Here is a 24,562-nt window from a genome sequence, read left to right as displayed (position 1 = left end):
ATATGGCGATTTTAGCGGAGCTTGAGCCCCACATGGCAGACGCAGACGATTTGCTTTCCGCCGAGGCCGACGACCATTTCCACGACGAATGCGGCGTGTTCGGCATATTCGGCCGGCAGGATGCCGCCGCCATCGTCACGCTCGGTCTGCACGCGTTGCAGCATCGCGGCCAGGAGGCCGCCGGCATCGTCTCCTATGATGGCAGCCAGTTTCATGTCGAACGCCATGTCGGCCTGATCGGCGACACTTTCACCAAGCAGCGCGTCATCGACAGCCTGCAAGGCAACCGCGCCATCGGCCACACCCGCTATGCCACCACCGGCGGCGCCGGCCTGCGCAACATCCAGCCCTTCTTCGCCGAGCTCGCCGATGGCGGTTTTGCCGTCGCCCACAATGGCAATCTGACCAACGCCATGACCGTGCAGCGCGCGCTGCAGAAGCAGGGCGCGATCTTCTCGTCGACCTCCGACACCGAGACGCTCTTGCATCTGGTCGCCACCAGCAAGGAGCGCGATCTCAACTCGCGCTTCATCGACGCGGTGCGCCAGGTCGAAGGCGCCTTCTCGCTGGTGGCGATGACGGCCAAAAAGATGATCGGCTGCCGCGACCCGCTGGGCATCCGCCCGCTGGTGCTCGGCGATCTCGACGGCGCCTGGATCCTGGCTTCCGAAACCTGCGCGCTCGACATCATCGGCGCCCGCTTCGTGCGCGACCTGAAGCCCGGCGAGATGGTCGTCGTCACCGCCAAAGGCATCGAGAGCCTGTTCCCGTTCGAGCCGCAGAAGACCCGCTTCTGCATCTTCGAATATGTCTATTTCGCGCGGCCGGACTCTTCGGTCGAAGGCCGCAACGTCTATGAGGTGCGCAAGCGCATCGGCGCCGAGCTGGCGCAGGAAAGCCCCGTCGACGCCGACATCATCGTGCCGGTGCCGGATTCCGGCACGCCGGCGGCGATCGGCTTTTCCCAGGCCGCAGGCATCCCCTTCGAGCTCGGCATCATCCGCAACCACTATGTCGGCCGCACCTTCATCCAGCCCGGCGATTCGATCCGCCACATGGGCGTCAAGCTGAAGCACAACGCCAACCGCCGCATGATCGAGGGCAAGCGCGTGGTGCTGGTCGACGACAGCATCGTGCGCGGCACCACCAGCCAGAAGATCGTGCAGATGGTGCGCGATGCCGGCGCCAAGGAGGTGCATATGCGCATCGCCTCGCCGCCGACCAGCGCCTCCTGCTTCTACGGCGTCGACACGCCGGAGAAGTCGAAGCTGCTCGCCTCGCGCATGTCCATCGAGGAGATGGCCGAGTTCATCCGTGTCGATTCGCTCGGCTTCCTGTCGATCGACGGCCTCTACCGCGCCGTCGGCGAGGCCGGCCGCGACAATGAGCAGCCGCAATTCTGCGACGCCTGCTTCACCGGCCAGTACCCGACCCGCCTGCTCGACTTCGAAGGCCACGACAATGTGCGCACGCTGTCGCTGCTGGCGACGAGCGGGGCGTAGGGTTGCCGGTCTATCATTTGGTTTCGCCAGTTTACCCCCCTCTGTCCTGCCGGATATCTCCCCCTCAAGGGGGGAGATCGGCTGAACTGTCGGCTTTCGCAAATCACCAGGGCCGCAGAACGAGAGCCAGGTTCGGCGAAGTCCAATCTCCCCCCTTGAGGGGGAGATGCCCGGCAGGGCAGAGGGGGGTGTTTCACGCCGACTTGACGGAAACTCTCGCATGACCCTCGACCTCTCCGGCCGCACCGCGGTCGTTACCGGCGCCTCGCGCGGCATCGGCTATTTCATCGCCAAGGAACTTGCCGCCGCCGGCGCGCATGTCATTGCGGTGGCGCGGACTGTCGGCGGGCTGGAGGAGCTTGACGACCAGATCAAGGCCGAACGCGCCAAAACCGGCAAGGGCGAAGCGACACTGGTGCCGCTCGACCTCGCCGACATGGCCGGCATCGACCGGCTGGGCGGCGCCATCCATGAGCGCTGGGGCAAGCTCGACATCCTCGTCGCCAATGCCGGCGTGCTCGGCGTGATCTCGCCGATCGGCCATGTCGAGGCAAAAACCTTCGAGAAGGTGATGACCATCAACGTCACCTCGACCTGGCGGCTGATCCGCTCGGTCGACCCACTACTTCGGCTCTCCGACGCCGGCCGCGCCATCATCCTGTCTTCCAACGCGGCGCACTCGGCGCGCGCCTTCTGGGCGCCCTACGCGGCCTCGAAGGCGGCGGTCGAGACGATGATGCGCTCCTGGGCGCATGAGACGCAAAGCCTGCCGCTCAGGGTCAATGCCGCCGATCCCGGTGCCACCCGCACCGCGATGCGGGCACAGGCCGTTCCCGGCGAGGATCCGGAGACACTGCCGCATCCCTCGGAGATCGCAAAACGCATCGTGCCGTTGGCGAGCCCGGACCTGAAAGAGACCGGGCTGATCTTTCAGGCCAAGCACAACCGCTTTGTCGCCTACCGGCAGCCGGAATAAACAGGCATTTCAGGCGGAAGAATTCCGCGCTCGGCGACGTTCTTCGAATGTAGAACATTCGAAACCCGAAGAACGGAGGACCACCATGCGCAGATTGCTTCTCGCCACCGCCGCCACCTTCCTTGCAGCAGCTGGCGTCGCCTATTCACAAGGCGCGACGATGAGTTTCTTCGTCACCAGCGTCGGCTCCGGCAAGGGCGCCGACCTTGGCGGCATCAAGGGCGCCGATGCGCATTGCGCCTCGCTGGCCGAGGCCGCCGGGGTCACCGGCAAGACCTGGGCTGCCTATCTCTCGACCAGCGATGCCGATGCGCGCGACCGCATCGGCAAGGGGCCTTGGGTCAACGCCAAGGGCGTCAAGATCGCCGACGATGTCGCCTCGCTGCACGGCGACGCCAACGCCATCACCAAGGAGACGGCGCTCAATGAAAAAGGCGAAGTGGTCAACGGCCGCGGCGACAAGCCGAACCGGCACGATGTGCTGACCGGCTCTCAGCCAGACGGCACCAAGATCGCCGACCAGACCTGCGGCGACTGGACGATGAGCGGCGCGGAAGGGGTGGCGATGGTCGGCCATCACGACCGCACCGGGCTTGACGATTCGGCGGCGGCCAAGTCGTGGAATTCCTCGCATGCCTCGCGCGGCGGCTGCAGCCAGGAGGCGCTGCAGGGCACCGGCGGCGACGGCCTGTTCTACTGCTTTGCCGCGAACTGAGCGGCTCTCGCGACGGGCTGACATCACGCGGCTGTGATGCCAGGGCGGGGCGACGCGCACGACGCGCGCTTCCGCCACCCGGTCTGAGTTGCTAGGGTCGCGGCGACTCCCACAACAGCAAAGCGAGGAATTCCCATGGCTGCTCCCAGCGTCGCACTTGTTTGGTATCTGGTGATCGCCGGCCCGCAGGGCGGCATGGTGGTGCTGCCCAGCACCTTCGACACGCGAGACCAGTGCACCAACGCCATCACCGAATACCAGAAGCAGCCGACGCCGGCCGGCTGGGCGGTGAACTGCGTGCCGAGCGCCTCGCCGTTCACCGACGAGGGCGACGCGGAGGAGCCGGCGGCGCAGTAGGGAGAGCAAAATCTCCCCCTCGAGGGGGAGATGGCCGGAGGACAGAGGGGGCGCGAAGGATCGCCTACCTTCGTCTAACCTACATTAGATCGCGCACCGATTTAAGTCTGCAATCGCAATTGCAATTGCTGAGACGCTGGCGGGACAGCGCCCCCCTCTGCCTTGCCAGGCATCTCCCCCACAAGGGGGGAGATCTGCAGCTTCAACGCCGCGCGCTCACCGTCATCTCCGGCTTGTTGCTGATCGTCTGGAACACCACGCAATAGCGTTCGGTCAGCTTCAGCAGCGCATCGATGCGCTCCTGCGGTTCATCCGTGTCGAGACTGAAATTGAGCCGGATGGCGCGGAAGCCGACCGGCGCATCCTTGGCCACGCCAAGCGTGCCGCGAAAGTCGAGGTCGCCTTCGGCCTCGACGGTCGCGGCGCCAAGCCTGAATTCGAGTGCGGTGGCCACCGCCTTCAGCGTCACGCCGGCGCAAGCCACCAGCGCCTCGAGCAACATGTCCCCGGAGCACAGTTCGAGCCCGGAACCGCCGGTGGCCGGGTGCAGGCCGGCAATGGCCAACGCCCTGCCCGTCTCCACCTTGCAGGCGATCGACTGGTCGTCGATCGAACCCTTGGCCCGAAGTGTGATCAGCGCCCGCGAGGCATCGTCGCGATAGACTTCCTTCAAAGGCGCCTGCATGGCCTTGAGCGCGGTGGCGTCCATTTGCAATCCTTTCGAGTCCTTCGCGCTTTGATAGCACTGATATGCTGGCGGGACAGCGCCCCCCTCTGTCCTGCCGGACATCTCCCCCTCAAGGGGGGAGATCGCAGCTTCGCCCACGACATCCGCACTTCGAGGTTAGCGATTGTCGAAAGCCGACGCGACGTCCAATCTCCCCCCTTGAGGGGGAGATGTCCGGCAGGACAGAGGGGGGCGCGAAGGAACGCGGCGGTAGCAGATGTTCAACCGCACAAGCCATTTCCTTTGACTTCGATAGCCCCGACCATACCTATGCGAAAGTCGTTCTCGCGGAGATGTCATGCGTTCCAAGCTGAAACTCGTCCCCCTCATCCTGCTGCTTCTTGCCGCCTTCGCGCAGCCTGTCCTTGCTGAAACAGCGGAGCGGCCGGCGCCTACAGGCGGCGTCCTGTCGCTGCTGCCATCGCCGCAGACGACCAGCCATTCGATCACCATCGCCGGGCGCAAGCTGGACTATCAGTCGAAGGCCGGCACGCTGTCGCTGCTTTCCGGCAAGGGCGACGTCACGGCGGAGATCTTCTATGTCGCCTACACGCTGCAGCCGCCGGATAACGCAGCGAAGCAGCCGCAGCGGCCCATCACCTTCGTGTTCAACGGCGGCCCGGGAGCGGCGTCCGCCTATCTGCATCTTGGCGCGCTCGGCCCACGCGTCATCGCGACCGGTACCAACGGGGAGTTCCTGCCCTCGCCGCAAAGACTCATCGACAATCCGGACAGCTGGCTCGACATGAGCGACCTCGTCTTCGTGGATCCGGTCGGCACCGGATACAGCCGCGAGGCACCCGGCCAGGACACGCACGACTTCTGGGGCGTCAACCAGGATGCCAGTTCGATCGGCGCTTTCATCCGGCTCTTTCTTGCCCAGAACGGCCGCACCGGATCGCCGCTCTTCCTCGCCGGGGAAAGCTATGGCGGGTTCCGCGCGGCACTGCTCGCCAGGACCCTGCAGGAGGATATCGGCATCAGCCCGAGCGGCATCGTGCTGATCTCGCCGGCGCTGGAGTTCATGCTGGTGCAGCCGGACGAATTCGAGCCGCTGCATTGGGCGCTCGAATTGCCATCGCTGGCGGCGGTTCGCCTGCGCACCGAAGGCGTCAGCGGCGATGCGCTGCGCGAGAAGCTCGCAGAAGTCGAGCACTATGCCATGGGCGACTATCTTACGGCTTTGGCCAGCGGGCTGGAGCAAGGCGGCCGGCTGGCGAGCCAGCGCGTGGCGGAGATAACCGGACTGCCGCTCGACCTCGTCCAGCGGAATTTCGCGCGTATTCCGACCGGCCTGTTCGCAAGGGAATTTGCCCGCGCCAGCGGCAAGGTCCTCAGCCCCTATGACGGCACAATCGCGACGGCCGATATCGCGCCCGAAAGCGCTCGCATCGCCGGCCCGGACCCGGTGCTCGACCGCAGCGTGCCGGTGCTGACCTCGGCCTTCGTCGCCTATGCCCGCGACGAGCTGAACTTTCGCACCGATGTCAGCTACCGGTTGCTCAACGGCGAGATCAGCCACAATTGGGACTATGGCACCAGCGCCTCGCGGCAAGGCTATGTCGGCGTGATGGACGATCTGCAGCGGGCGCGCTCGCTGAACCCGGCGCTCGGCGTCGTCATCGTCAACGGCTACACGGACCTGGTCACGCCCTATCTCGCCTCGCGCTACCTGGTGAACCAGATCCCGTCGCTCGCCAATGCCAAACCGATCCGCCTCGATGTCATCGAGGGCGGGCACATGATGTATTTCAAGCCTGACGGACGGCGTGCGCTGAAGGAGGCCGCTTCGGAGCTCTACCAGGCGACGCAGTGAGCGGCGTGGCCGCGCGGCTCGCCAGTAACCGCTGCCCCAACGCAAGGCCGGCGCTGGCGTAGCGCCGCGCTGGGTCTCGCCCGTATAGCCTGCAGTGTGGAGCTTGATTGGGCAGGCTTCCTTCTCGACAGCCGCGGGACCCGTCGCATGGCCGATATCGCCATTCTGGAAACCCGCGAAAGGGTGCTTGCAGGCATCCTGTTCACCGGTGGCGCCTATTTCCTGTTTTCGACGCAGGACGCTGCGATCAAGCTGCTCGTCGTCGGCATTAGCGTCTGGCAGATCATGTTCTTCCGCAGCATCACCGTGCTCGCCGGCTGCGCGGTGATCGGCGGGCGGCGCGTGTTCGCCGATACCGCGCGCTCGCCCATCGCCAGGCCGATGCTGGTGCGTAGCGCGTTCACGCTTGCTGCCTGGCTTTGCTACTACAATGCCGCTCGCACTCTTCAGCTGGCCGAACTGACCACCGTCTATTACGCGGCGCCGATTATCGTCACCGTGCTGTCGGTGTTCATGCTCGGCGAGAAGGTACCGCTGCTGCGCTGGCTGGCGGTGCTGATCGGCTTTGCCTGCGTGTTCGTGGCCTGCGACCCCACCCATCTCGGCCTGTCCATGCCGATCCTTCTGGTGCTGGCCGCCGCGCTGCTGTGGGGCATCGCCGTGGTGCTGCTGCGCAAGACCGCCATGCAGGAGCGAACGATGATCCAGCTCATCCTCAACAATTTCTACTTCCTGGTTTTTTCGGCGGTGCCGGCGCTCATCTTGTGGCAGATTCCGGATGGCGCCCAGTTGCTGCTCCTCATCAGCGTCGGCGCGCTCGGCGGCGTCGCGCAGTACCTGCTGTTCGAAGGCATGAAGCGGGCGCCGGTGTCGATCGTGGCGCCGTTCGAATACACGTCGCTGGTCTGGGCCTTCGCGCTCGGATTCGCCATCTGGGGCGACGTGCCGCGCCGCGAAGTGTTTTTGGGGGCCGCGCTGATCATCGGTGCCGGCCTGCTGATCGTCGGCAACGAGCATTTCCGCAAGCGGCTGTAGGATATGACACTGAGATGTGGACAACGGATCGCTGCTGACAGGATGGTGTCAGGACGCGACGGAGTAGTCTCCTGAAATGACAGAGGCTCTGAGCATGCCACCCACCGACACCGCCGCCGAGCGAACGCTCGGCATCATGCTGGTTTCGGCATCGGCGGCCTTCTTCGCGCTGACCGGGGTTCTCACCAAATCGATCCATGCCGACCCGCTGACCATCACCTGCTGGCGTGGCTTTGTCGGCTCGATCCTGATCACCGTTTATGTGCTGTGGCGGCGCCGTCGCGCGGGCGGGCGCGAAAGCCTGCGGCTCGGCTGGCGCGGGTGGCTGCTGGCGGTCGAAGGGGCGCTCGCCAGCATCGCCTTCATCGCCGCCTTCAAATTCACCTATGTCGCCAATGTCGCCATCATCTATGCCACGGCGCCTTTCATCACCGCGCTGCTTGCCTTCATCCTGGTGCGCGAGCCGTTCCGCATGCAAACGCTGGCCGCCGCCGCGGTGTCGCTGTGCGGCGTGGCGATCATGGTCGGGTCCGGCTTCGGCACCGGCCATCTTCTGGGCGACGGGCTAGCGCTGCTGATGACCGCCGGCAGCGCGCTCTACATGATCATGGTGCGCGCCTTCCGCGACACGCCGGTGGTCTGGGCGGGTGCTGTGTCGGCATTCCTTCTGTTCCTGCTCGGCTGGTTCGTCACCGATCCACTGGCCGTTTCGGCGCGGGATGCCGTGCTGCTCGCCACGTTCGGCGCCTCTTTCGCGATGGCCTCGATCCTGTGGACGGAAGGCTCGCGGCTGATCCCGGCGCCCGAATCCGGCCTGCTCGGTTCGGCCGAGGTGCCGTTCGCGATCGTGTTCGCCTTCCTGTTCCTGGCCGAGATCCCGCCGGCCGCCAGCATGATCGGCGGTGCCATCGTGCTTGCCGCGGTGTTTGCCCATGCCGGCCGCGATTGGCTGGTGGCCAGACGGAGCGGAGCCGACGGCTAAAATATTTTCGCAGTCACGGAACCATCATCCGACTCGGGCATTGTTGCTGCGACGGGTCACCCCCCAAGTCCCCCCAAACCCCTCGACCCGTCCTACTTAAAGCCGATCGCAAGGTCGGCTTTTTCTTTGGATCAACCTGTACTGCCTGTCAGAGCGAGGTTGCCGCTCAGCAGCGCCGCCAGATCCCGCGCCGGCAGATCGGCCCCCTGGCGAAGCCGGATGGCGAATTCAGCCGACGGAACCGGCGGCAGGCCAAGGGCGCGCGGCGCTTCGACAATACCGTAATGGGCAAAGCGCGCGGTACGCAAGGTCAGCGCGATGCCGGCATTGACCGCCGTGCGCAGGCCGGCAAGGCTGGCGCTGCCGGCGGCTATGCGGTAGCGGCGGCCGACGGCATCGAGCGCCGCAAGGGCCGCTTCGCGAAAGCCGCAATGCGGGTCGAGCAGCGCCAGGGGTATCTCTTCTTCCCGCGCGGCCAGCCCCTCTTGCGAGCAGAGCCAGAGCATCGGCTCGCGGAGCAGGCCGACCTCGTCCGGCGCCTGGGGCTGGCGCATGGTGATCGCCAGATCGAGCAGACCGGACTGCAGCGCTTGCGTGAGCTCGGCGGAGCGGCCGACGCGCAGTTCAATCCTGACCCGCGAATGGCTGGCGGCGAAGGCGCGCAGCAGTTCCGGCAGGCCGCTGTCGGCAAAATCCTGCGTGGTACCGATGGCGACGCGGCCATCGGCGCGCGCGCCCCTCAGCGCCAGCCATGCTTCGGTGTGGACGGCGAGAATGCGCCTGGCATGGCCGACCAGATCCTCGCCGGCCGGCGTCAGGCCGCGCCCCCGCCCCTGCGCGAGAAGCAGCGGCTCGCCGACGATCTCCTCCAGCCGCTGCATCTGCGCCGTCACAGCGGAGGGCGAGCGGCCGACCACCGACGCCGCCTGCGCCAACGAACCGCCGTCGACGAAGGCGAGGAAGGTTTTGAGAAGGTCTGGATCGAGTGTCTGCATAATTCGATTTTATCGAATCGTAACTTGAAAACAATTCGATTTTTCTGATTCGTTGATCGTGACATGGTTCTCCAACGGCGAACAGACGCCGCAGCAACCCGAGGAGAAAACAATGCCGATCATCACTATCAGCGTCACCGGCAAGCCCGACGCCAAACTGTCCGCGGCAATCGCCAAGGAGGTCACCGAACTGACGGCCACGCATCTGCGCAAGGATCCGACCATCACCGCGGTCGCGATCAACTATCTCGATCCGCAGCACTGGTTCGCCGGCGGCAAGTCGCTGGCCGAGCAAGGCTCCAACACCTTCTGGCTCGACATCAAGGTGGTCGACGGCACCAACACCAACCTCGATCTGGAGGCTTATCTCCGGGCGGTGTTCGCCGCCTTCGGTCGCTTGCTGGGTCATGTGCACGAGGAAAGCTACGCCTTCGTGCACGAAGTGCCGGCGGCGGCTTACGGCTATGGCGGCAAGACGCAGGAGTTTCGTTTCATCAGCGGGAGGTTGAAAGCGGCCTAGCACCTCTTCACCTTCTCCCCTTGTGGGAGAAGGTGGATCGGCGCGCAGCGCCGAGACGGATGAGGGGTGCTGAAGAAACGCCGCGTTAAAAAGTAAAATGATTTCAGGTGCTTATATCTTTGACGTTGCGATCCTTCCAACACCCTCATCCGACCGAGCTTCGCTCGGCCACCTTCTCCCACAAGGGGAGAAGGTCGGAGGGCACTCAGTCCACATTGACGCCGCCCCCACTTCCGCTAGGCTCTGCCCTCGAAGCGGCCGCCAAAGAGCCGCGGCATGGAGGACGTTGGGAGAGACGCGGCATGATCCTGACACTGGCGCTGCTTGCGGGTCTCGTAGTGGCCTGGCTGCTGATCGGCGTGGTCGAGAAATTCCGCCTTGGCCTGCGTTTTACCCAGGCGTTGCTCTACGTGCCGTTCAAGCTCGCCTACCGGATCGCCGACGAGCGTATCAGGATCGCCCGCAATGCGCCGGCGCCGGTGATCTATGTGGTCTCGCACCAGTCGCGCTTCGAGCCGGCGCTGATGCTGTCGCTGCTGCCGGACGACACGCTGCATATCCTCGACGATGCCTCGGCCAGATCGCCCTGGCTGGAGCCGTGGCGCGAGCTTGGCCGCAGCATCGCCTTCAATGCCGAACATGTTTTCGTCAGCCGCCGGCTGGTGCGGGTGCTGAAGGGCAAGGGGCGCTTGGCCGTCTATCTGCCCGAAGCGGTCGAGCCCGACGTCAAGGCGTTCCGGCTGTTTCGCGCCATCACCCGCATCGCCATGCAGGCCGATGCCAGGATCGTGCCGATCTTCGTCTCCGGCGCGCGCGATCTGCCGGTGTCGCTGACGCCAGCGGACAGGGCGCCGCGCCACTGGTTTCCGCGGCTGTCGATCAGCGTGCTGGAGCCGATGACCATTGCCGAGCTTGTGGCGCGCAACCCCGACCAGGCCTCGAACACCAACGCGCTGTTCGACCGTGTCGCCGAGGCGCGGCTGTTCGGCAGCAATCTCGATCGCGGCCTGTTCCTGGCGATGCGCGACGCCGCTGACCGTGTCGGCGCCTCGCATCCGATCATCGAGGACGTCATCTCGGGCGCGATGAGCTACCGCAAAATGTTCATCGGCGCGCGCGTGCTTGGCCGCCGCTTCGAAGCGGTGACGGCGCCGGGCGAAGCAGTCGGGCTGCTTTTGCCCAATGCCAATGGCGTGGTGCTGTCCTTAGTCGGTCTTTTGTCGGCCGGCCGGGTGGCGGCGATGATCAACTACACTGCCGGGCCGGCCAGCGTGACCGCCGCCGTGCGCACCGCCGTTATCCGCACTGTCGTCTCCTCCCGCGCCTTCATCGAGAAAGCCGGCATCGCCGACATCGTCGAAGCGGTCGAGGCGGGCGGCGCCAGGATGCTGTGGTTGGAGGACGTGCGCGAGAGCGTGACGGCGCTGGACAAGCTGGCCGCAGCAGTGCTGTGGCGCTTTCCCCTGCAACCGCAGGATGCGACCAAGCCGGCGGTGATCCTGTTCACCTCAGGCTCGGAAGGCACGCCGAAAGCCGTAGTGCTGTCGCACCGCAACCTCTACGCCAACGCCATGCAAGCCGAAGCCCGCATCACCATCTCGCCGGCCGACATCCTGCTCAACGTGCTGCCGGTGTTCCACTCCTTCGGGCTGACGGGCGGCACCATCCTGCCTTTGGTCACCGGGGTGAAACTGTTCCTCTACCCCTCGCCACTGCACTACAAGATCATCCCCGAGATCGCCCGCAAGGTGAAGCCGACCATCATGTTCGGCACCGACACCTTCCTCGCCAATTATGCGCGCACCGCCAAGGACGGCGATTTCTCCAGCCTGCGCTTCGTCGTCGCCGGCGCCGAGGCGGTGAAGCCGGAAACGCGGCGCGTCTACCGCGAACGCTTCCAGGCGGCAATCATCGAAGGTTTTGGCCTGACAGAGGCAGCTCCCGTGGTTGCCGTCAACACCGCCATCCATGGACGCGACGGCACGGTCGGGCGGCTGCTGCCGGCGATACGCATGAAGCTCGAGCCGGTCGAGGGCATCGACGATGCCGGCCGTCTCTGGCTCGACGGGCCGAACCTGATGATGGGCTACATGACCGCCGACCGGCCGGGTGAACTGCAGCCGCTGGACGGCTGGCACGACACCGGCGACATCGTCTCGGTCGACCGCGATGGCTTCATCACCATTCGCGGCCGCGCCAAGCGCTTCGCCAAGATCGCCGGCGAGATGGTGTCGCTGGGCGCCGTCGAGATGCTGGTACAGTCGCTATGGCCGGAGGAGCGCCATGCGGCAGTGGCGGTGCCGGACAAACGGCGCGGCGAGCGCATCGTGCTGGTCACCACCGCCGACGACGCCGATCCAGAGGAACTGCGCAAGTTCGGCAAGCAGGCGGGCGCGGCCGAGCTGATGGTGCCCAACGACATCGTCAAGGTCGAGGAGATCCCGGTGCTGGGCTCGGGCAAGACCGACTATGTCTCGACCCGCAGGCTGGTGATCGAGCGGCTGGGGCTGAGCGCCGCGGCGTGAGGCCGATCAACGGCTTCGCCAGTACCCCTTAACCGATATCGGAAGGCGGAACCTTCTCGCCCTCAAGCTTGGCGCGCCTCGAATAGGCGCGCACGCTGAACGGCAGGAAGGCAAGGTAGCCGGCGACCGAAGCGGTCAGCGTGTACCAGGGATAGGTCATCAGCAGCAGGACGTAGAGCACGACGGCAAGGATGACCGGCAGCACCTTGTCGCCCGGCACCTTGACGCTCTTGCCGGAATAGACCGGCAGCCGGCTGACCAGCAGGAAGGCGACGAGGACGGTGAAGCCGGTGGCAATGAAAGCGACAGAGCGGCTGGGCTCGATGCCGAGCCTGAGAAAGGACAGATAGAGCGGCAGCATGACCAGCACCGCGCCCGCCGGCGCCGGCACGCCGACGAAATACTCGGTCTGCCAGATCGGCCGGTCGGTCTCATCGTCGAGCACGTTGAAGCGGGCAAGCCTCAAGCCGCAGGCAATGGTGAACAGAAGTGCGGCGATCCAGCCGAACGAACCGGCGCGGTCGAGCATGAAGGCGTAGAGGACGAGCGCCGGTGCTACGCCGAAATTGACGATATCGGCCAGCGAATCCATCTGCGCGCCGAATTTCGATGTCGCCTTCAGCATGCGCGCCAGGCGACCGTCGATGCCGTCGAGGAAGGCGGCAAGCAGCACCATCACCACCGCCGGCTCGAAGCGGCCTTCGAAGCCGAAGCGGATGCCGGACAGGCCGGCGCAGATGGCAAGCACGGTGACCAGATTGGGCAGCACCATGCGCATCGGGATCTCACGGATGCGCGGACCGCCGCTGCCATGCGCCTCGAACTTCTTGAAGGGCGCGCCCACCGCTTACGAAATCCTGACGAGCGGCGTCGCGGCAGCGCCGCCGAATTCGGCCAATACGGTTTCGCCGCCGACCGCCGTCTGGCCGACGGCGACGCGCGGCGTCGCGGCAACCGGCAGGAAGACGTCGACGCGCGAGCCGAAGCGGATCAGCCCAAAGCGCTCGCCGATGGCGATCGAGCCACCGGTCTCGGCCCAGCAGACGATGCGCCGCGCCACCAGGCCGGCGATCTGCACCGCGGCGACCGTGCCGTTGGGGCTGTCGATGACGACGCCGTTGCGCTCGTTCTCGGTGCTCGCCTTGTCCAGCTCGGCGTTGAGGAATTTTCCGGGCCGATGCTCGATTTTTGTGATGCGGCCGCGCACCGGAGCGCGGTTCACATGGCAGGAAAACACGTTCATGAACACCGAGATGCGGGTCATCTCACTGGTGCCGAGGCCAAGCTCGCGCGGCGGAACGGCCGGGCCGACCGCCGAGATGATGCCGTCGGCCGGGCTCACCACCAGCCGGTCGTCGACCGGCGTGACACGCTCGGGATCGCGGAAGAAATAGACGCACCAGGCGGTCAGGATCAGGCCGATCCAGAACAGGATGGAGGAGAAATAGCCGAGGAAAAGCGTGCCCGCGCCAAAGGCGGCGATGAACGGATAGCCTTCGCGATGGATCGGAACGAACGCATTCTTGACCGTGTCGACGAGGCTCATGGGATGGGGGCAGCCCTTGTTTCAGGTCCGGCCTCAATAGCCGAAAGCCCCCGCCGTCGCAACGCAACAATGGGGGAGGCGGCCGTAGGTAGGCCCCGCCAGCCTCGAGCCGCGCGCCCCTAGCAGAAAAGACCATCGCTATTGTCGGGGCGAGCCAGGCTCGCCCGTCCTTGGGAGGCAGCGTTCCTTCTAATCAAACCTTGGAGCCCGTGATGCCGTCACAGAAATCAGCAGCCAACAAACCGCGTATCGTGATGAATGGCCTCGCCTTCGGCGAGTCGCCGCGCTGGCATGACGGACGCCTCTGGCTCTGCAACTGGGGCACCGGCGAGATCATCGCCGTCGATGCCGAGGGCAACAGCGAGGTCGTGCTCACCGTGCCGGCCGCCCTGCCCTATTCGATCGACTGGCTGCCGGACGGGCGGCTGCTCGTCGTCTCCGGTCGTGAAGGCCTGCTGCTGCGGCGGGAGCCGGACGGAACGCTCGTCACGCACGCCGACCTCAGGCCGCTGTCGAAGAGCCCGTGGAACGAGATCGTCGTCGACGGGCGCGGCAACATCTATGTCAATGGCGGCGGGCCGGCGCCTGCTCCGGGCGAGCATTTCGGGCCGGGTACCATCGTGCTGATCACGCCGGATGGCACGATCCGCCAGGTGGCCGAGAACATCGCCTTCGCCAACGGCATGGCGGTGACACCTGACAACAAGACGCTGATCGTCGCCGAATCGCACGCCAACCGGTTGACTGCCTTCGACATCGGCGGCGATGGCGGGCTTGCCAACAGGCGGGTTTGGGCCGATCTCGGCAACGGCTTTCCCGACGGCATCTCACTCGATGCCGAGGGTGCCGTCTGGTATGCCGACGTGCCCAACCGGCATTGCGTGCGGGTGCGCGAGGGCGGCGAGGTGCTGCAAACCATTGTCGTCGACCGTGGCTGCTTTGCCTGCATGCTGGGCGGGCCGGACGGCAAGACGCTGTTCATCGTCGCCGCCGAATGGCGCGGCTTCGAACACATGATAAGCGACGCCCGCACCGGCCAGGTGCTCAGCGTCGAGGCGCCGGCACCCGGGGCGGGCTGGCCTTCCTACATTTCAGGCAGGCGCTGATAGTTGGCGATATCGGCCCTGACGCCAAGGCGGGCGATCGTCTCCTGGGGGTTGAAGCCGGCACGCTCATGCGCCGCCTTCACGATCGGCACGACGTTGTCGACGGCCGCCTGGTTTTCCCATTCGACAATGGTGACGAGGTTGAATTCTCCCGGGCCCGAGAATTGCTCAAGCAGGAAATCCTGCACGAAGCCCTGCTGAAGGCGCAGCAATTCATGCGTCGCCCTGACCTTGCGCAGTATCTCCTCGCGGGCGTCGGCCGGGATGACGAACTTGTCGACCCTGAACACGGCTTCATTGCCAAGCTTTTGATTTGTCTCGCTCATTTCAATCCATCTCCGTTCTTGAACGATATGCTGTGCAGGGGTTCGAAGACGGTTTGCAATCTCAAGCTATGTTGAGGTCAAGAAGAAATTTTTTCGACGTTTGCCGGATGGCTCCGGCGGTGACGCGCCAATCTCCCCCCTCGTGGGGGAGATGTCCGGCAGGACAGAGGGGGGCGCGAAGGATCGCATCCTTTCTGAGATTTCAAACAATACTGGCGCTCTGCATTGGGAAGAAACCGCAGAGGCCGGCGGGACAGCGCCCCCCTCTGCCCTACCGGGCATCTCCCCCACGAGGGGGGAGATCGGCAGCTTCAACATCGCCCTACCCCACCTCGGACGTCCGCCGGCGCACGATGACACCCAGCTCGTCGCTCTCGCGCGCGATGCGCAGCCGCTCCTCGGCTTCGGTGGCCTCGCGCTGGCGGTCCCACATCGAGGCATAGAGGCCGTGCTTGAGCATCAGTGCGGCATGGGTGCCGCGCTCGGCGATCTGGCCGTCCTTGAGCACGATGATCTCGTCGGCTGTGATCACAGTCGACAGCCGGTGGGCAATCACGATGGTGGTGCGGCCCTGGCTGACGAGGTCGAGCGCGGCCTGGATCTCCTGCTCGGTGTGGCTGTCTAGCGCCGAAGTCGCCTCGTCGAGCATCAGGATCGGCGGCGCCTTCAGGATGGTGCGGGCGATCGCCACGCGCTGTTTCTCGCCGCCTGACAGTTTCAGCCCGCGCTCGCCGACCATAGAGCGGTAGCCGTCCGGCAGCCGCTCGATGAACGGTCCGATCTGGGCGAGTTCGGCCGCCTTGCGCACCTCTTCCTCGCTGGCGCCGACGCGACCGTAGCGGATGTTGTAGGCAATGGTGTCGTTGAACAGCACGGTGTCCTGCGGCACCATGCCGATCGCCGCGCGCAGGCTCTCCTGCGTCACGTCCCTGACATCCTGGCCATCGATCAGCACCTGGCCGGACTGGATGTCGTAGAAGCGGAACAGCAGCCGCGAGATGGTCGACTTGCCGGCGCCCGAGGGCCCGACAATGGCGACCGTCTTGCCGGCCGGCACCTCGAAGGAGACGCCCTTCAGGATCTTGCGGTTCGGATCATAGGAGAAATGCACATCGCGGAATTCGACCTTGCCGGCCGGGACGGCGAGCGCCTTCGCATCGGCCTTGTCGACGATCTCCTGCGGTACGTCGAGCAGGTCGAACATCTGCTCGATATCGGTCAGGCCCTGGCGGATTTCGCGGTAGATGAAGCCGATGAAGTTGAGCGGCACCGAGAGCTGCATCAGCATGGCGTTGATGAAGACGAAGTCGCCGACCGATTGCGTGCCGGCCTGCACCTCCAGCGCCGACATGCACATGACGATGACGGTGCCGATGCCGTAGATGACGCCCTGGCCGAAATTCAGCCAGCCGAGCGAGGTCCAGATCCTGGTTGCTGATATCTCATAGCGCGCCATCGAGCGGTCGAAGCGCTCGGCCTCCATGGCTTCGTTGTTGAAATATTTGACGGTCTCGAAATTGAGCAGCGAGTCGATCGCCTTGGTGTTGGCGTCGGTGTCGCTGTCGTTCATGTCGCGGCGGATCGAGATGCGCCAGTCGCTGGCCCTGACCGTGAACCAGACATAGACCGAGACGGTGACCGCCACCACGACCACGTATTTCCAGCCATAAGTGTAGGCGAAGATGGCCGTGGTGAGCGCGAATTCGAGGATGGTCGGCGCCGTGTTCAGCATGATGAAGCGCACGATCGTCTCGATGCCCTTGGTGCCGCGCTCGATGATGCGCGACAGGCCGCCTGTGCGCCGCTCGAGATGGAAGCGCAACGACAGCTGGTGCATGTGGACGAAGGTGCGGAAGGCGAGCTGGCGCACCGCATACTGGCCGACGCGGGCAAACAGCGCGTCGCGCAGCTGATTGAAACCGAGCTGCACCAGCCTGAGCACATTGTAGGCGACGACCAGCATCACCGGCGCCAAGAGAAACGCCGGCAGCGGCGGCGCAGACTTGGCGTCGCCGGCCAGCGCGTCGGTCGCCCATTTGAAGAAATAGGGCCCGGCGACCAGCGTCAGCTTGGCGACGACCAGCAGAAGCGTCGCCCAGGTGACCCGCGCCCTGAGGTCGGCGCGGTCGGCCGGCCACATATAGGGCCATAGATTGCGCAAGGTGCTGAAGGTCGAGGAGTCGGAGACGGTCTTTTCGGCCATTCTTTTTTGCCTTCTTATTTTTAGCCGCCGGAACAGCAGGAATCGACCAGTGCCGCAAGCGACGCCGACACATCGGCGAGCGCGGCGTGGTCGACTTCATAACGCGAGCGCTGGCGGTCGGGCTCGAAGCGCACGAGCCCGGCTTCGACCAGTATCTTCAAATGCTGGGACACGGTGGACTGCGCAAGGTCGAGATGGTCGACCACCTCGCGGCAGCAGCAGGAGCGGCTCGCCGAAAGATGCTTGAGGATCTCGATGCGCGCCGGATGCGAAAGCGCCGCAAATCGAGCCGCGACAATACGACTGTCAGGGGTGCAGGTGGGTAGCGCGCTTGCCGCGCGGTCTGGTTCAGCCAGGGATTCGGTCATCGTTCATCGGCGATAGACGATGAACGATGATGGGGCAAGCTATCCCGATGGTTAGATCGCCGGAACTGCCAATCTCTCCCCTCGTGGGGGAGATTACTCGCACCCCCGCAGCCTTAATTCGTCTTGGCCGGAGGTGCCGTCATCTGGTCGCCCATTGCCTTGAGGTCGGCGTCCTCGCCTTCCTTCGACTTTTGCGGGACCTTGAACACCTGTCCCGGCCAGATGCGATCGGGATTGCGGATCTGATCCTGATTGGCGAGATAGATGGTCGAATAGCGCACGCCACGGCCATAGACGCGCCGTGAGATCCGCCACAGCGTATCGTTGCGGCGGATGATGACGGCGCTGTCGGCAGGTTCGAGCTTGGGCGCCACCGTCTCGGGCACGGCGGGCGTCGCCGCCGCCACCTCGGCGGGAGCCCCGGCTTCGGGGGCGGGCGTCGTGGCCGGAGCGGCGGCAACCACCGGCGCCTCGGCGGCCGGGGCGGCAGGCGTTTCGGCCGTTGTCGCCGGCGCGGCAGGGTCCGTCGCAGGCGCGGCCGGTGCTTCGGCCCCGGTTGCAGGCGCGGCCGGCTTTGGCGCGGCAGGCTTGGTTTCGGCCGGGGCGACGGCGGCGACCGACTCGCCCGGCTCGCGTTCGAACGGCACGGCGGCGCGGGCCACCACCTTCACCCCGTCGGCGTCGAGGCCGTCGACATGGATGGTGTAGCTGCCGACCGGAATGTCGCGCGTCGCCTCGACCAGGAAATGGCCGTCGGGCGAGGTCAGCGCGTCGCCGAGCAGGATGTCGTTGGCATAGGCGCGCACCTTGCGCCCAGGGTCGGCGATGCCGGCGACGAAGATCTTGTTGCCGTCGATCTCGACGGCCTCAACGACGATCTTGGGCTCGGCAACCGATGCGGCGGGTGCCGCTGCGGGCGCCGGCGCGGCTTCAACAGTGGCTGGCGCAGCCGGCGCTGGCGCTGCTGCAGCAGGCGTTTCAGGCGCCGGTGCTGGGGTCGCCGGCGCGGCTGCCTGGTCTCCGGTGGCGGGTGCTGCGGGCTTGGTGTCGGGCGCAGGGACGGTGAGCAGCTCGGACGGCTTGCCGGGCTCCTCGACCATGGCCAGCACCTGGCCGGCGGGATTTTGCGGGATCGAGACGACAGCGGTCTGCGCCGAGGCGGTCACGACGTCGCCGGTCGTCGAGCGCAGCGTGATCGTGTAGTCGCCGGGCTTCAGCGGATCGTCGAGGATGATGGCAAAGGCGCCATCGGCACCGGCGACCGTCGAGCCGAGGACCGTCGCACCGTTGAGGATCTCGACCTTGGAATTGGGCGCCGCGTTGCCGGCGACGACAATCGAGCCGTTGCCTTCGACGCGCACGACATCGAAGGTCGGGGCGATCGGCCCGGTAGCGGCGGGAGCCGCAGGCGCTGCGGCAGGCGCTGCGGCCGGCGCCGCCGGAGCAGCAGGGGCAGCGGGTGCCGTGGCGTCGGCAGCGGGCGCCGGTGCCGCTGGCAATCGGCCTTCGGTGCCCGCGTCGGCCGGTTTTGTTTCCGCCGGCTTGGTATCGGCCGGCGCAAGTGCAGCGATCTCGGCCGGCGGCGTGTGATTGAGATACGGATCGAGCGCGCCCGATACATAGGCGGTTCCTGCGGCCGCAACTGTCCCACCCGCCGCGAACAGAAACGCCTTCAAAGGATTAATTGCCATATTTCCCTACCCCTTAGCCACCTAACGCCGGTCTAGCCTGTTTTAGCGAGTCCGACAAGAAAAAGCCCGCCCGGGCTTGACCCCGTCTGCCGTCCCTATCACCAATCATCATATGAACACGATTCGATCCGTCTGCGTCTATTGCGGCTCGTCTCCGGGCCGCGATGAAACCTATGCCAAGGCCGGACATCTGCTCGGCCGCTCGCTCGCCAGATCCGGCCTGCGGCTGATCTATGGTGGCGGCACCAAGGGCATCATGGGCGCCGTCGCCGAGGGCGCGCTCAAGGCCGGTGGCAAGGTGACGGGCATCATTCCGCGCTTCCTGATCAACAGGGAAGCAACCGAAACCGCGCTTGACCGGCTCGACGAGCTCGTGATCACCGACAACATGCACGAGCGCAAGCACAGGATGTTCGAAAAATCCGACGCCTTTGTGGCGCTGCCGGGCGGCATCGGCACGGTCGAGGAGATCGTCGAGATCATGACCTGGGGCCAGCTCGGCCACCACCGCAAGCCGATCGTGTTCGCCAACATCAAGGGGTTCTGGGATCCGATGCTTTCGCTGCTCGACCACATGTCGGCCGAGGGCTTCATCCACACGGCGCAGCGGGTCAGGCCGCTGGTGGTCGAAGACCCCGAAGCAATCGTCGCCGCCATCATGGTGGCGGGATCGTCCGTCGACGCGCCGACCGAGGGAGTGCAGTCGGTGATAGACAAGATGTAATAGTAGAGTGAATAGTGAATAGTGAATAGTGAATAGTGAATAGTGAAGTGCAAGATCGCGCGAATCGGAACCTGTCTATCCACTACTGACTACCGACTATTCACTATTCACTATTCACTATTCACTATTCACTATTCACTATTCACTACTGCCTTCCTCAAATCCGCGATCACTGCCCGTTTGTCCCGCCGCCGCCAGGCGAGATGGATCGACACGGTGCGCTCGAACCAGGGCAAGTCGCGAAAGACGATCCCGGGCGGGGCTGCGCTTTGCAGGCTGGCCTGCACCGTCGCCAGGCCAAGCCCGGCGCTGACCAGGCCGAGCGAGGTCAGCGGATCGGCCGTTTCGTAGGCGATCTCAGGCATGAAGCCAGCCTTGGCGCAGGCGGCCAGGAACTGGCCGCGGTTGGTATCGTCGGGCTGGCGCACCACGGTGATCCAGGTGCGGCCGTCGAGATGATGCGCAAGGATGTCGACGACATCGGCAAGCGGATCGCTTTGCGGCATCGCCAACACAAGCGGCTCGCGCCTGACGAGCAACGAGGCAATGTCGGGATCATCATCGGCCGGCGGCGAATAGACGAGGCCGAGGTCGAGCGTGCGCCGGCGCAGCCCGTCCAACTGCGCGGCCGAGCGCTGGCTCATCAATCGCAGATGGAAGTCGGGCCGGTCGCGGCGGAACAGCCTGAGCATGCCGGCGACCAGCCCGGCATGCACCGCGCCCTCGACATAGCCGATGGCGAGACGGCCGGCAGCACCGCTCCCAAGATCGCGGCCAAGCTCCTCCAGGCGCCGCGCACTGGCCAGCAGCGCGCGGGCCTCGGCAAGGAAGGCCTGTCCCTCGGCATTGAGATGAACCCGCTGCTTTGCCCTTTCGAACAAGGCGACGCCCAGTTGCGCCTCGAGCTGCATGATCTGCCGGCTCAAGGGCGACTGCGAGATATGCAGCAGTTCGGCGGCCCGGCCGACATTGCCGGCCTCGGCCACAGCGACGAAATAACGGAGTTGGCGCAGCTCGAACATTTTTTCTCCTGAAGCTAGTCCTCTAAGGTCTGAATTTTAGCCTAATCAGTCTTGGACAGTCTGACCAGTGGCGGCGACACAGTTGCCACCCCAAACTGGAAACCACAGGAGACCGCCATGCAGTTCTTTGCCCTTCTCACCCGCAACACCGAGAAGTTCAGCGACGCCGATTTCGCCCCGCTGCTGCCCGGCGAAGCCGAGCAACGCCGCACGCTCTATGCCGAAGGTGCGGTGCGCCAGGTCTGGAACCGCGGCGATATTCCGGGCACCGGCATGATGTTGGAGGCCGGCAGCGATGCCGACGTGCGCGGCCATCTCGCCACCTTGCCGCTGGTCAAGGCCGGCATGATGGACATTGCCGCGGTCGTGCCGCTCAACCCCTATCCCGGGTTTGGGCCGAAGCGCTGAACGGCATCAAACCGCGCGGCCGGCGGCGCTCACCCGCCGTCGGCCGGCCCCTCCCCACGCTGTGACCAGCTGTCAAGAAACCGTCACACGAATTCGGCTTCGCCCGTGCTAGGAATTTCGCAGCCTGCCCGTGCGGGCTATCTTGGAAACCTGCATTTGGCGAAGCGACCATGAACATCGCCCTCAACCCGGAAGGCAGCGATCTGTCTCCCTACCTACCCGACGAGCACGGGCTATTCTTCCTCTATCATTTCACCGCCGATGGCGTGCGAACGAAGGATATCGCTGAAGCGCACTGGACATGGCGCAGCTACCAGCTCTCCGAGATGCGCGCCCGCCATGAGATCGCCTCCGAGCAGGCCTTGCCGGCCCCCGTGCGCGAGGCCTTCCTGACCGCCAGCCATGGCTGCCACATCGACCTCGAGGACGACTGGCTCTATGGCGACTTGCCGGATCTGCGCCACGACTATTCGGCGGAGGCGCGCGGCCTTGGCCATTTCCGTTTCGCCCTCAACGAAACGATTCTGATCGGCGCCCGCAAGCAGCCGCTTCAGTCGGTCGATACCATCCGCAAGGCGGTGGAGAACGGCACGCGAAAATTCCGCTCGCCCGCCGAACTGATCGAGGCGGTCATGGGCCAGTCGCTGGACGGCATGGCTGCGGAACTGGGCGGCCTCTCCGAGACGCTCGACGGCATCGAGGACCGCATCGTGTGCGACGCATGGCACAGCGAGCGGCAGGCGCTGGTCGATGCGCGACGGCAGCTGGTGGTAATCCACCGGCAGATGGCGACGCTGACCAGCCTGTTCAGGCATCTCGACCATTCGCACCGCAACGATCTGCCCGACCCGATCAACGACATGGCCGCACGGCTTTCGCACCGGGCGCACACGCTCTATCACGACGGGGAACAGTTGCAGGCCCGCACCCGGCTGCTGCAGGACGAACTGATGGCCAAGCTGACGATGCAGTCGAACCAGCTGCTCTACATACTGTCCGTCATGACAGCGGTGCTTCTGCCGATGACCATCATTTCGGACCTGTTCGGCATGAATGTCGGCGGCCTGCCACTGGTCGACACGCCGATGGGGTTCTGGGTTGTGACCGCGGTGGCGCTGTTTGTCGCCGCCGCCGTCTATCTCTTCGTCAGGCGGCTTGGGCGGATGTAGCGCACCGTCCTGCTACGCCGTCGCCCGCAGATCCCTTGTGATGGTGCCGGCGGCGCGAACTTCCGCCTCATGGTCGGGCTCGCGCCATGTCTCGGCAAGGCCTGCTTCAGACCATTCACGCATCGCCGGCAGGTCGAGCAATCGCGCCGGATAGTCTGCGGCCGCGCCCTCGAAAGACAGGCCGTAGGACTGCGTCCTAAACGCCACCGGGGCAAAGAAGGCATCGACAGCGGTAAAATGATCGCCGGCCAGGAACGGCCCGCCGAAGCGGGCAAGGCCGTCATTCCAGAGGTCGCCGAGGCGGAAGAGATCGTGCTTCAGCGCATCGGACATCGCAAACGGCTCGATGCGCAGGCCGCAACTCATCGGGCATAGGTTGCGCAGCGCGGTAAAGCTCGAATGCATCTCGGCGGCGGCCGAGCGCGCCCAGGCCCGCGCCTTGGCTTCGACCGGCCAGACGCCGTGGTGGCGCTCGGCGAGATACTCGACGATGGCCAGCGAATCCCAGACCGCCCAACCCTCGTCGACCAGGCACGGCACCCGGCCGCTGGGTGAGAACGGTCGGTAAAGCTCCCAGCTTGATCCGGTCGGGAATGGCGTCAGCCGTTCCTCGAACGGGATGTCGAGGGCGCGCATCAGCACCCACGGCCGCAGCGACCATGACGAATAGTTCTTGTTGGCTATGTGCAGCACATACATCGGAAACCCCTTGCCCCTACCGAGCCGCCGGTGCCGCCGGCCGGATCTCGCGGCCGCGGAACATCGACCAGCTATACATCGCCAGCGCCGTCCAGATCAGGCCGAATGCAATAGCCTGAGTGTTGCCGAAAGGCTCGCCGAAAACCAGCACGGCGATCAGGAACACCATGGTCGGCGCGATGTACTGCATAATGCCGATGGTAGAGAGGCGGAGCAGCCTGGCGCCGAAGGCGAACAGCAGCAGCGGCACCGCCGTCACCGGGCCGCAGCCGATGAGCAGCGCCGTGTCGTTGGCGGTGCTGGAGACGAAATGGTCCTGCCCGGTGGCGATCAGGTAGGCGATGTAACAAAGCGCCGGCACCGAAAGCAGCAGCACTTCGAGCAGAAAGCCCTGGCTCGGGCCGATCGGCAGCGTCTTGCGGAAGAAGCCGTAGGCGGCGAAGGAAAAGGCCAGCGCCAACGACACCCAGGGCAGCTTGCCGCCCTCGATGGTCAGCACCGTGACGGCGACCGCGGCCAGCACCACCGCCGCGATCTGCAGCCGGTCCAGCCGCTCGCCCAGCAGCACCGCGCCGACCACGACCACCACCAGCGGGTTGATGTAGTAGCCGAGCGCGGTCTCGACGGTGCGGTCGACGGCGATCGCCCAGACATAGATGCCCCAGTTGACCGAGATCAGCGTCGCCGTAAGCGCCGCCATGGCGATGCTGCGCGGCGAGCGGATCGCCGCCTTGAAATCGGCGGTGCGACCGGCCCAGACCAGCACGGCGGCGGCGATCGGCACCGACCAGACGATACGGTGGGCGATGACTTCGATGAGGGGCAGATGCGCGACCGCCTTCATGTAGAAGGGCAGCATCCCCCACAGGAGATAGGCACCCAACGCCAGCAGAAAGCCGCGGCGGGCCTTGGCGTCTTCGTCGAGGTGAGTTGTTTCGATTGCCATGGCCCAACGCTATGGCCCAGCAGCCTGCCCAAGACCATCGCAAATTACTGATGGATCAATGGACTTTCGCTGATGGTTCAAGTGGCCACGGTAGTTCCACTACTTCGGTTTGGGAGAAGGCGGCACCACATATGGGAACCTCTCCTCCTTGATCAATCGATCAGGCGGAGGTGGGGGAGGTGGAGGTGGCGGCGACTTGGGAGT

Annotated in this window: 24 protein-coding genes; 13 read left to right on the top strand and 11 right to left on the bottom strand. The window is 65.3% G+C overall.

The window, feature by feature from the left end; genetic code table 11:
- Positions 1-32: 32 nt before the first annotated feature.
- The 4 genes from purF to AC04SI_RS21635 all read left to right on the top strand — a co-directional run bounded on the left by purF (position 33) and on the right by AC04SI_RS21635 (position 3,550).
- Positions 33-1,502, top strand: a complete 1,470-nt coding sequence (purF, locus tag AC04SI_RS21650; protein WP_404284749.1) for an amidophosphoribosyltransferase — start codon at positions 33-35, stop codon at positions 1,500-1,502.
- Between the two features lie 220 nt (positions 1,503-1,722).
- Complete coding sequence (locus tag AC04SI_RS21645) at positions 1,723-2,478, top strand: SDR family NAD(P)-dependent oxidoreductase (RefSeq protein WP_404284748.1); 756 nt, start codon at positions 1,723-1,725, stop codon at positions 2,476-2,478.
- Between the two features lie 85 nt (positions 2,479-2,563).
- The gene (locus AC04SI_RS21640) at positions 2,564-3,193 is read left to right on the top strand and encodes a hypothetical protein (RefSeq protein ID WP_404284747.1); all 630 of its coding nucleotides are present in this window, start codon (positions 2,564-2,566) and stop codon (positions 3,191-3,193) included.
- A 135-nt stretch (positions 3,194-3,328) separates the two neighbouring features.
- Positions 3,329-3,550, top strand: coding sequence for a hypothetical protein (locus tag AC04SI_RS21635; RefSeq protein WP_006202291.1), 222 nt, complete (start codon positions 3,329-3,331; stop codon positions 3,548-3,550).
- Positions 3,551-3,752: 202 nt separating this feature from the next.
- Here AC04SI_RS21635 and AC04SI_RS21630 read toward each other — a convergent pair whose 3' ends face one another.
- Entirely contained in the window at positions 3,753-4,259 is a 507-nt protein-coding gene (locus AC04SI_RS21630; protein WP_404284746.1) for an OsmC family protein, read from the bottom strand.
- A gap of 316 nt (positions 4,260-4,575) precedes the next feature.
- On the opposite strand from AC04SI_RS21630, the gene AC04SI_RS21625 reads away from it, so the two are divergent.
- The 3 genes from AC04SI_RS21625 (at position 4,576) to AC04SI_RS21615 (ending at position 8,110) form a co-directional block, all read left to right on the top strand.
- Positions 4,576-6,093 carry a S10 family peptidase gene (locus AC04SI_RS21625; protein WP_404284745.1) on the top strand — a complete coding sequence of 506 codons (1,518 nt, stop codon included), beginning with the start codon at positions 4,576-4,578 and terminating at the stop codon, positions 6,091-6,093.
- A 147-nt stretch (positions 6,094-6,240) separates the two neighbouring features.
- On the top strand, positions 6,241-7,128 hold the full coding sequence (locus tag AC04SI_RS21620; protein WP_488474846.1) for a DMT family transporter: 888 nt from the start codon (positions 6,241-6,243) through the stop codon (positions 7,126-7,128).
- Positions 7,129-7,222: 94 nt separating this feature from the next.
- Positions 7,223-8,110 carry a DMT family transporter gene (locus AC04SI_RS21615; protein WP_488474845.1) on the top strand — a complete coding sequence of 296 codons (888 nt, stop codon included), beginning with the start codon at positions 7,223-7,225 and terminating at the stop codon, positions 8,108-8,110.
- Between the two features lie 131 nt (positions 8,111-8,241).
- On the opposite strand, the gene AC04SI_RS21610 is transcribed toward AC04SI_RS21615, so the two are convergent.
- A complete protein-coding gene (locus AC04SI_RS21610; RefSeq protein WP_488474844.1) occupies positions 8,242-9,105 on the bottom strand; it encodes a LysR substrate-binding domain-containing protein in 864 nt (287 codons plus the stop codon).
- Between the two features lie 112 nt (positions 9,106-9,217).
- Here AC04SI_RS21610 and AC04SI_RS21605 point away from each other — a divergent pair, with 112 nt between their 5' ends.
- Complete coding sequence (locus tag AC04SI_RS21605; RefSeq protein ID WP_404284738.1) at positions 9,218-9,625, top strand: tautomerase family protein; 408 nt, start codon at positions 9,218-9,220, stop codon at positions 9,623-9,625.
- 302 nt (positions 9,626-9,927) lie between these two features.
- The gene (locus AC04SI_RS21600) at positions 9,928-12,150 is read left to right on the top strand and encodes an AMP-binding protein (RefSeq protein WP_404284736.1); all 2,223 of its coding nucleotides are present in this window, start codon (positions 9,928-9,930) and stop codon (positions 12,148-12,150) included.
- A 28-nt stretch (positions 12,151-12,178) separates the two neighbouring features.
- On the opposite strand, the gene pssA is transcribed toward AC04SI_RS21600, so the two are convergent.
- Together pssA and AC04SI_RS21590 are read right to left on the bottom strand one after the other, a co-directional pair.
- On the bottom strand, positions 12,179-12,994 hold the full coding sequence (gene pssA / locus AC04SI_RS21595; protein ID WP_404284734.1) for a CDP-diacylglycerol--serine O-phosphatidyltransferase: 816 nt from the start codon (positions 12,992-12,994) through the stop codon (positions 12,179-12,181).
- A 3-nt stretch (positions 12,995-12,997) separates the two neighbouring features.
- Positions 12,998-13,696, bottom strand: coding sequence for a phosphatidylserine decarboxylase (locus AC04SI_RS21590; protein WP_404284732.1), 699 nt, complete (start codon positions 13,694-13,696; stop codon positions 12,998-13,000).
- A 212-nt stretch (positions 13,697-13,908) separates the two neighbouring features.
- Here AC04SI_RS21590 and AC04SI_RS21585 point away from each other — a divergent pair, with 212 nt between their 5' ends.
- Positions 13,909-14,802, top strand: a complete 894-nt coding sequence (locus AC04SI_RS21585) for an SMP-30/gluconolactonase/LRE family protein (protein ID WP_404284730.1) — start codon at positions 13,909-13,911, stop codon at positions 14,800-14,802.
- Here AC04SI_RS21585 and AC04SI_RS21580 read toward each other — a convergent pair.
- The 4 genes from AC04SI_RS21580 to AC04SI_RS21565 all read right to left on the bottom strand — a co-directional run bounded on the left by AC04SI_RS21580 (position 14,781) and on the right by AC04SI_RS21565 (position 19,390).
- Positions 14,781-15,128 carry an antibiotic biosynthesis monooxygenase family protein gene (locus AC04SI_RS21580; protein WP_404284728.1) on the bottom strand — a complete coding sequence of 116 codons (348 nt, stop codon included), beginning with the start codon at positions 15,126-15,128 and terminating at the stop codon, positions 14,781-14,783. The two genes, AC04SI_RS21585 and AC04SI_RS21580, sit on opposite strands and share 22 nt — an antisense overlap.
- Positions 15,129-15,450: 322 nt before the next feature.
- A complete protein-coding gene (locus AC04SI_RS21575; protein ID WP_404284726.1) occupies positions 15,451-17,331 on the bottom strand; it encodes an ABCB family ABC transporter ATP-binding protein/permease in 1,881 nt (626 codons plus the stop codon).
- 20 nt (positions 17,332-17,351) lie between these two features.
- Entirely contained in the window at positions 17,352-17,699 is a 348-nt protein-coding gene (locus tag AC04SI_RS21570; protein WP_192181271.1) for an ArsR/SmtB family transcription factor, read from the bottom strand.
- A 113-nt stretch (positions 17,700-17,812) separates the two neighbouring features.
- Positions 17,813-19,390, bottom strand: coding sequence for a LysM peptidoglycan-binding domain-containing protein (locus AC04SI_RS21565; protein ID WP_488474843.1), 1,578 nt, complete (start codon positions 19,388-19,390; stop codon positions 17,813-17,815).
- Positions 19,391-19,502: 112 nt separating this feature from the next.
- Here AC04SI_RS21565 and AC04SI_RS21560 point away from each other — a divergent pair, with 112 nt between their 5' ends.
- Entirely contained in the window at positions 19,503-20,114 is a 612-nt protein-coding gene (locus tag AC04SI_RS21560) for an LOG family protein (RefSeq protein WP_192181264.1), read from the top strand.
- Positions 20,115-20,245: 131 nt separating this feature from the next.
- On the opposite strand, the gene AC04SI_RS21555 is transcribed toward AC04SI_RS21560, so the two are convergent.
- Entirely contained in the window at positions 20,246-21,136 is an 891-nt protein-coding gene (locus AC04SI_RS21555; protein ID WP_488474842.1) for a LysR substrate-binding domain-containing protein, read from the bottom strand.
- A 117-nt stretch (positions 21,137-21,253) separates the two neighbouring features.
- Between AC04SI_RS21555 and AC04SI_RS21550 the strand changes: the two genes are divergently transcribed.
- Both AC04SI_RS21550 and AC04SI_RS21545 read left to right on the top strand, forming a co-directional pair.
- On the top strand, positions 21,254-21,544 hold the full coding sequence (locus tag AC04SI_RS21550; protein ID WP_488474841.1) for a hypothetical protein: 291 nt from the start codon (positions 21,254-21,256) through the stop codon (positions 21,542-21,544).
- Positions 21,545-21,714: 170 nt separating this feature from the next.
- A complete protein-coding gene (locus AC04SI_RS21545; protein ID WP_488474840.1) occupies positions 21,715-22,713 on the top strand; it encodes a transporter in 999 nt (332 codons plus the stop codon).
- 12 nt (positions 22,714-22,725) lie between these two features.
- Here AC04SI_RS21545 and AC04SI_RS21540 read toward each other — a convergent pair whose 3' ends face one another.
- Together AC04SI_RS21540 and rarD are read right to left on the bottom strand one after the other, a co-directional pair.
- Positions 22,726-23,412, bottom strand: coding sequence for a glutathione S-transferase family protein (locus AC04SI_RS21540; RefSeq protein WP_488474839.1), 687 nt, complete (start codon positions 23,410-23,412; stop codon positions 22,726-22,728).
- A 16-nt stretch (positions 23,413-23,428) separates the two neighbouring features.
- Positions 23,429-24,358, bottom strand: coding sequence for an EamA family transporter RarD (rarD, locus tag AC04SI_RS21535; RefSeq protein WP_488474838.1), 930 nt, complete (start codon positions 24,356-24,358; stop codon positions 23,429-23,431).
- Between the last annotated feature and the right edge of the window lie 204 nt (positions 24,359-24,562).

The sequence above is a fragment of the Mesorhizobium sp. CNPSo 4689 genome (genome assembly GCF_057784325.1).
The sequence above is the reverse complement of the archived record's forward strand: the minus strand, read 5'-3'. Positions and strand labels throughout refer to the sequence as shown.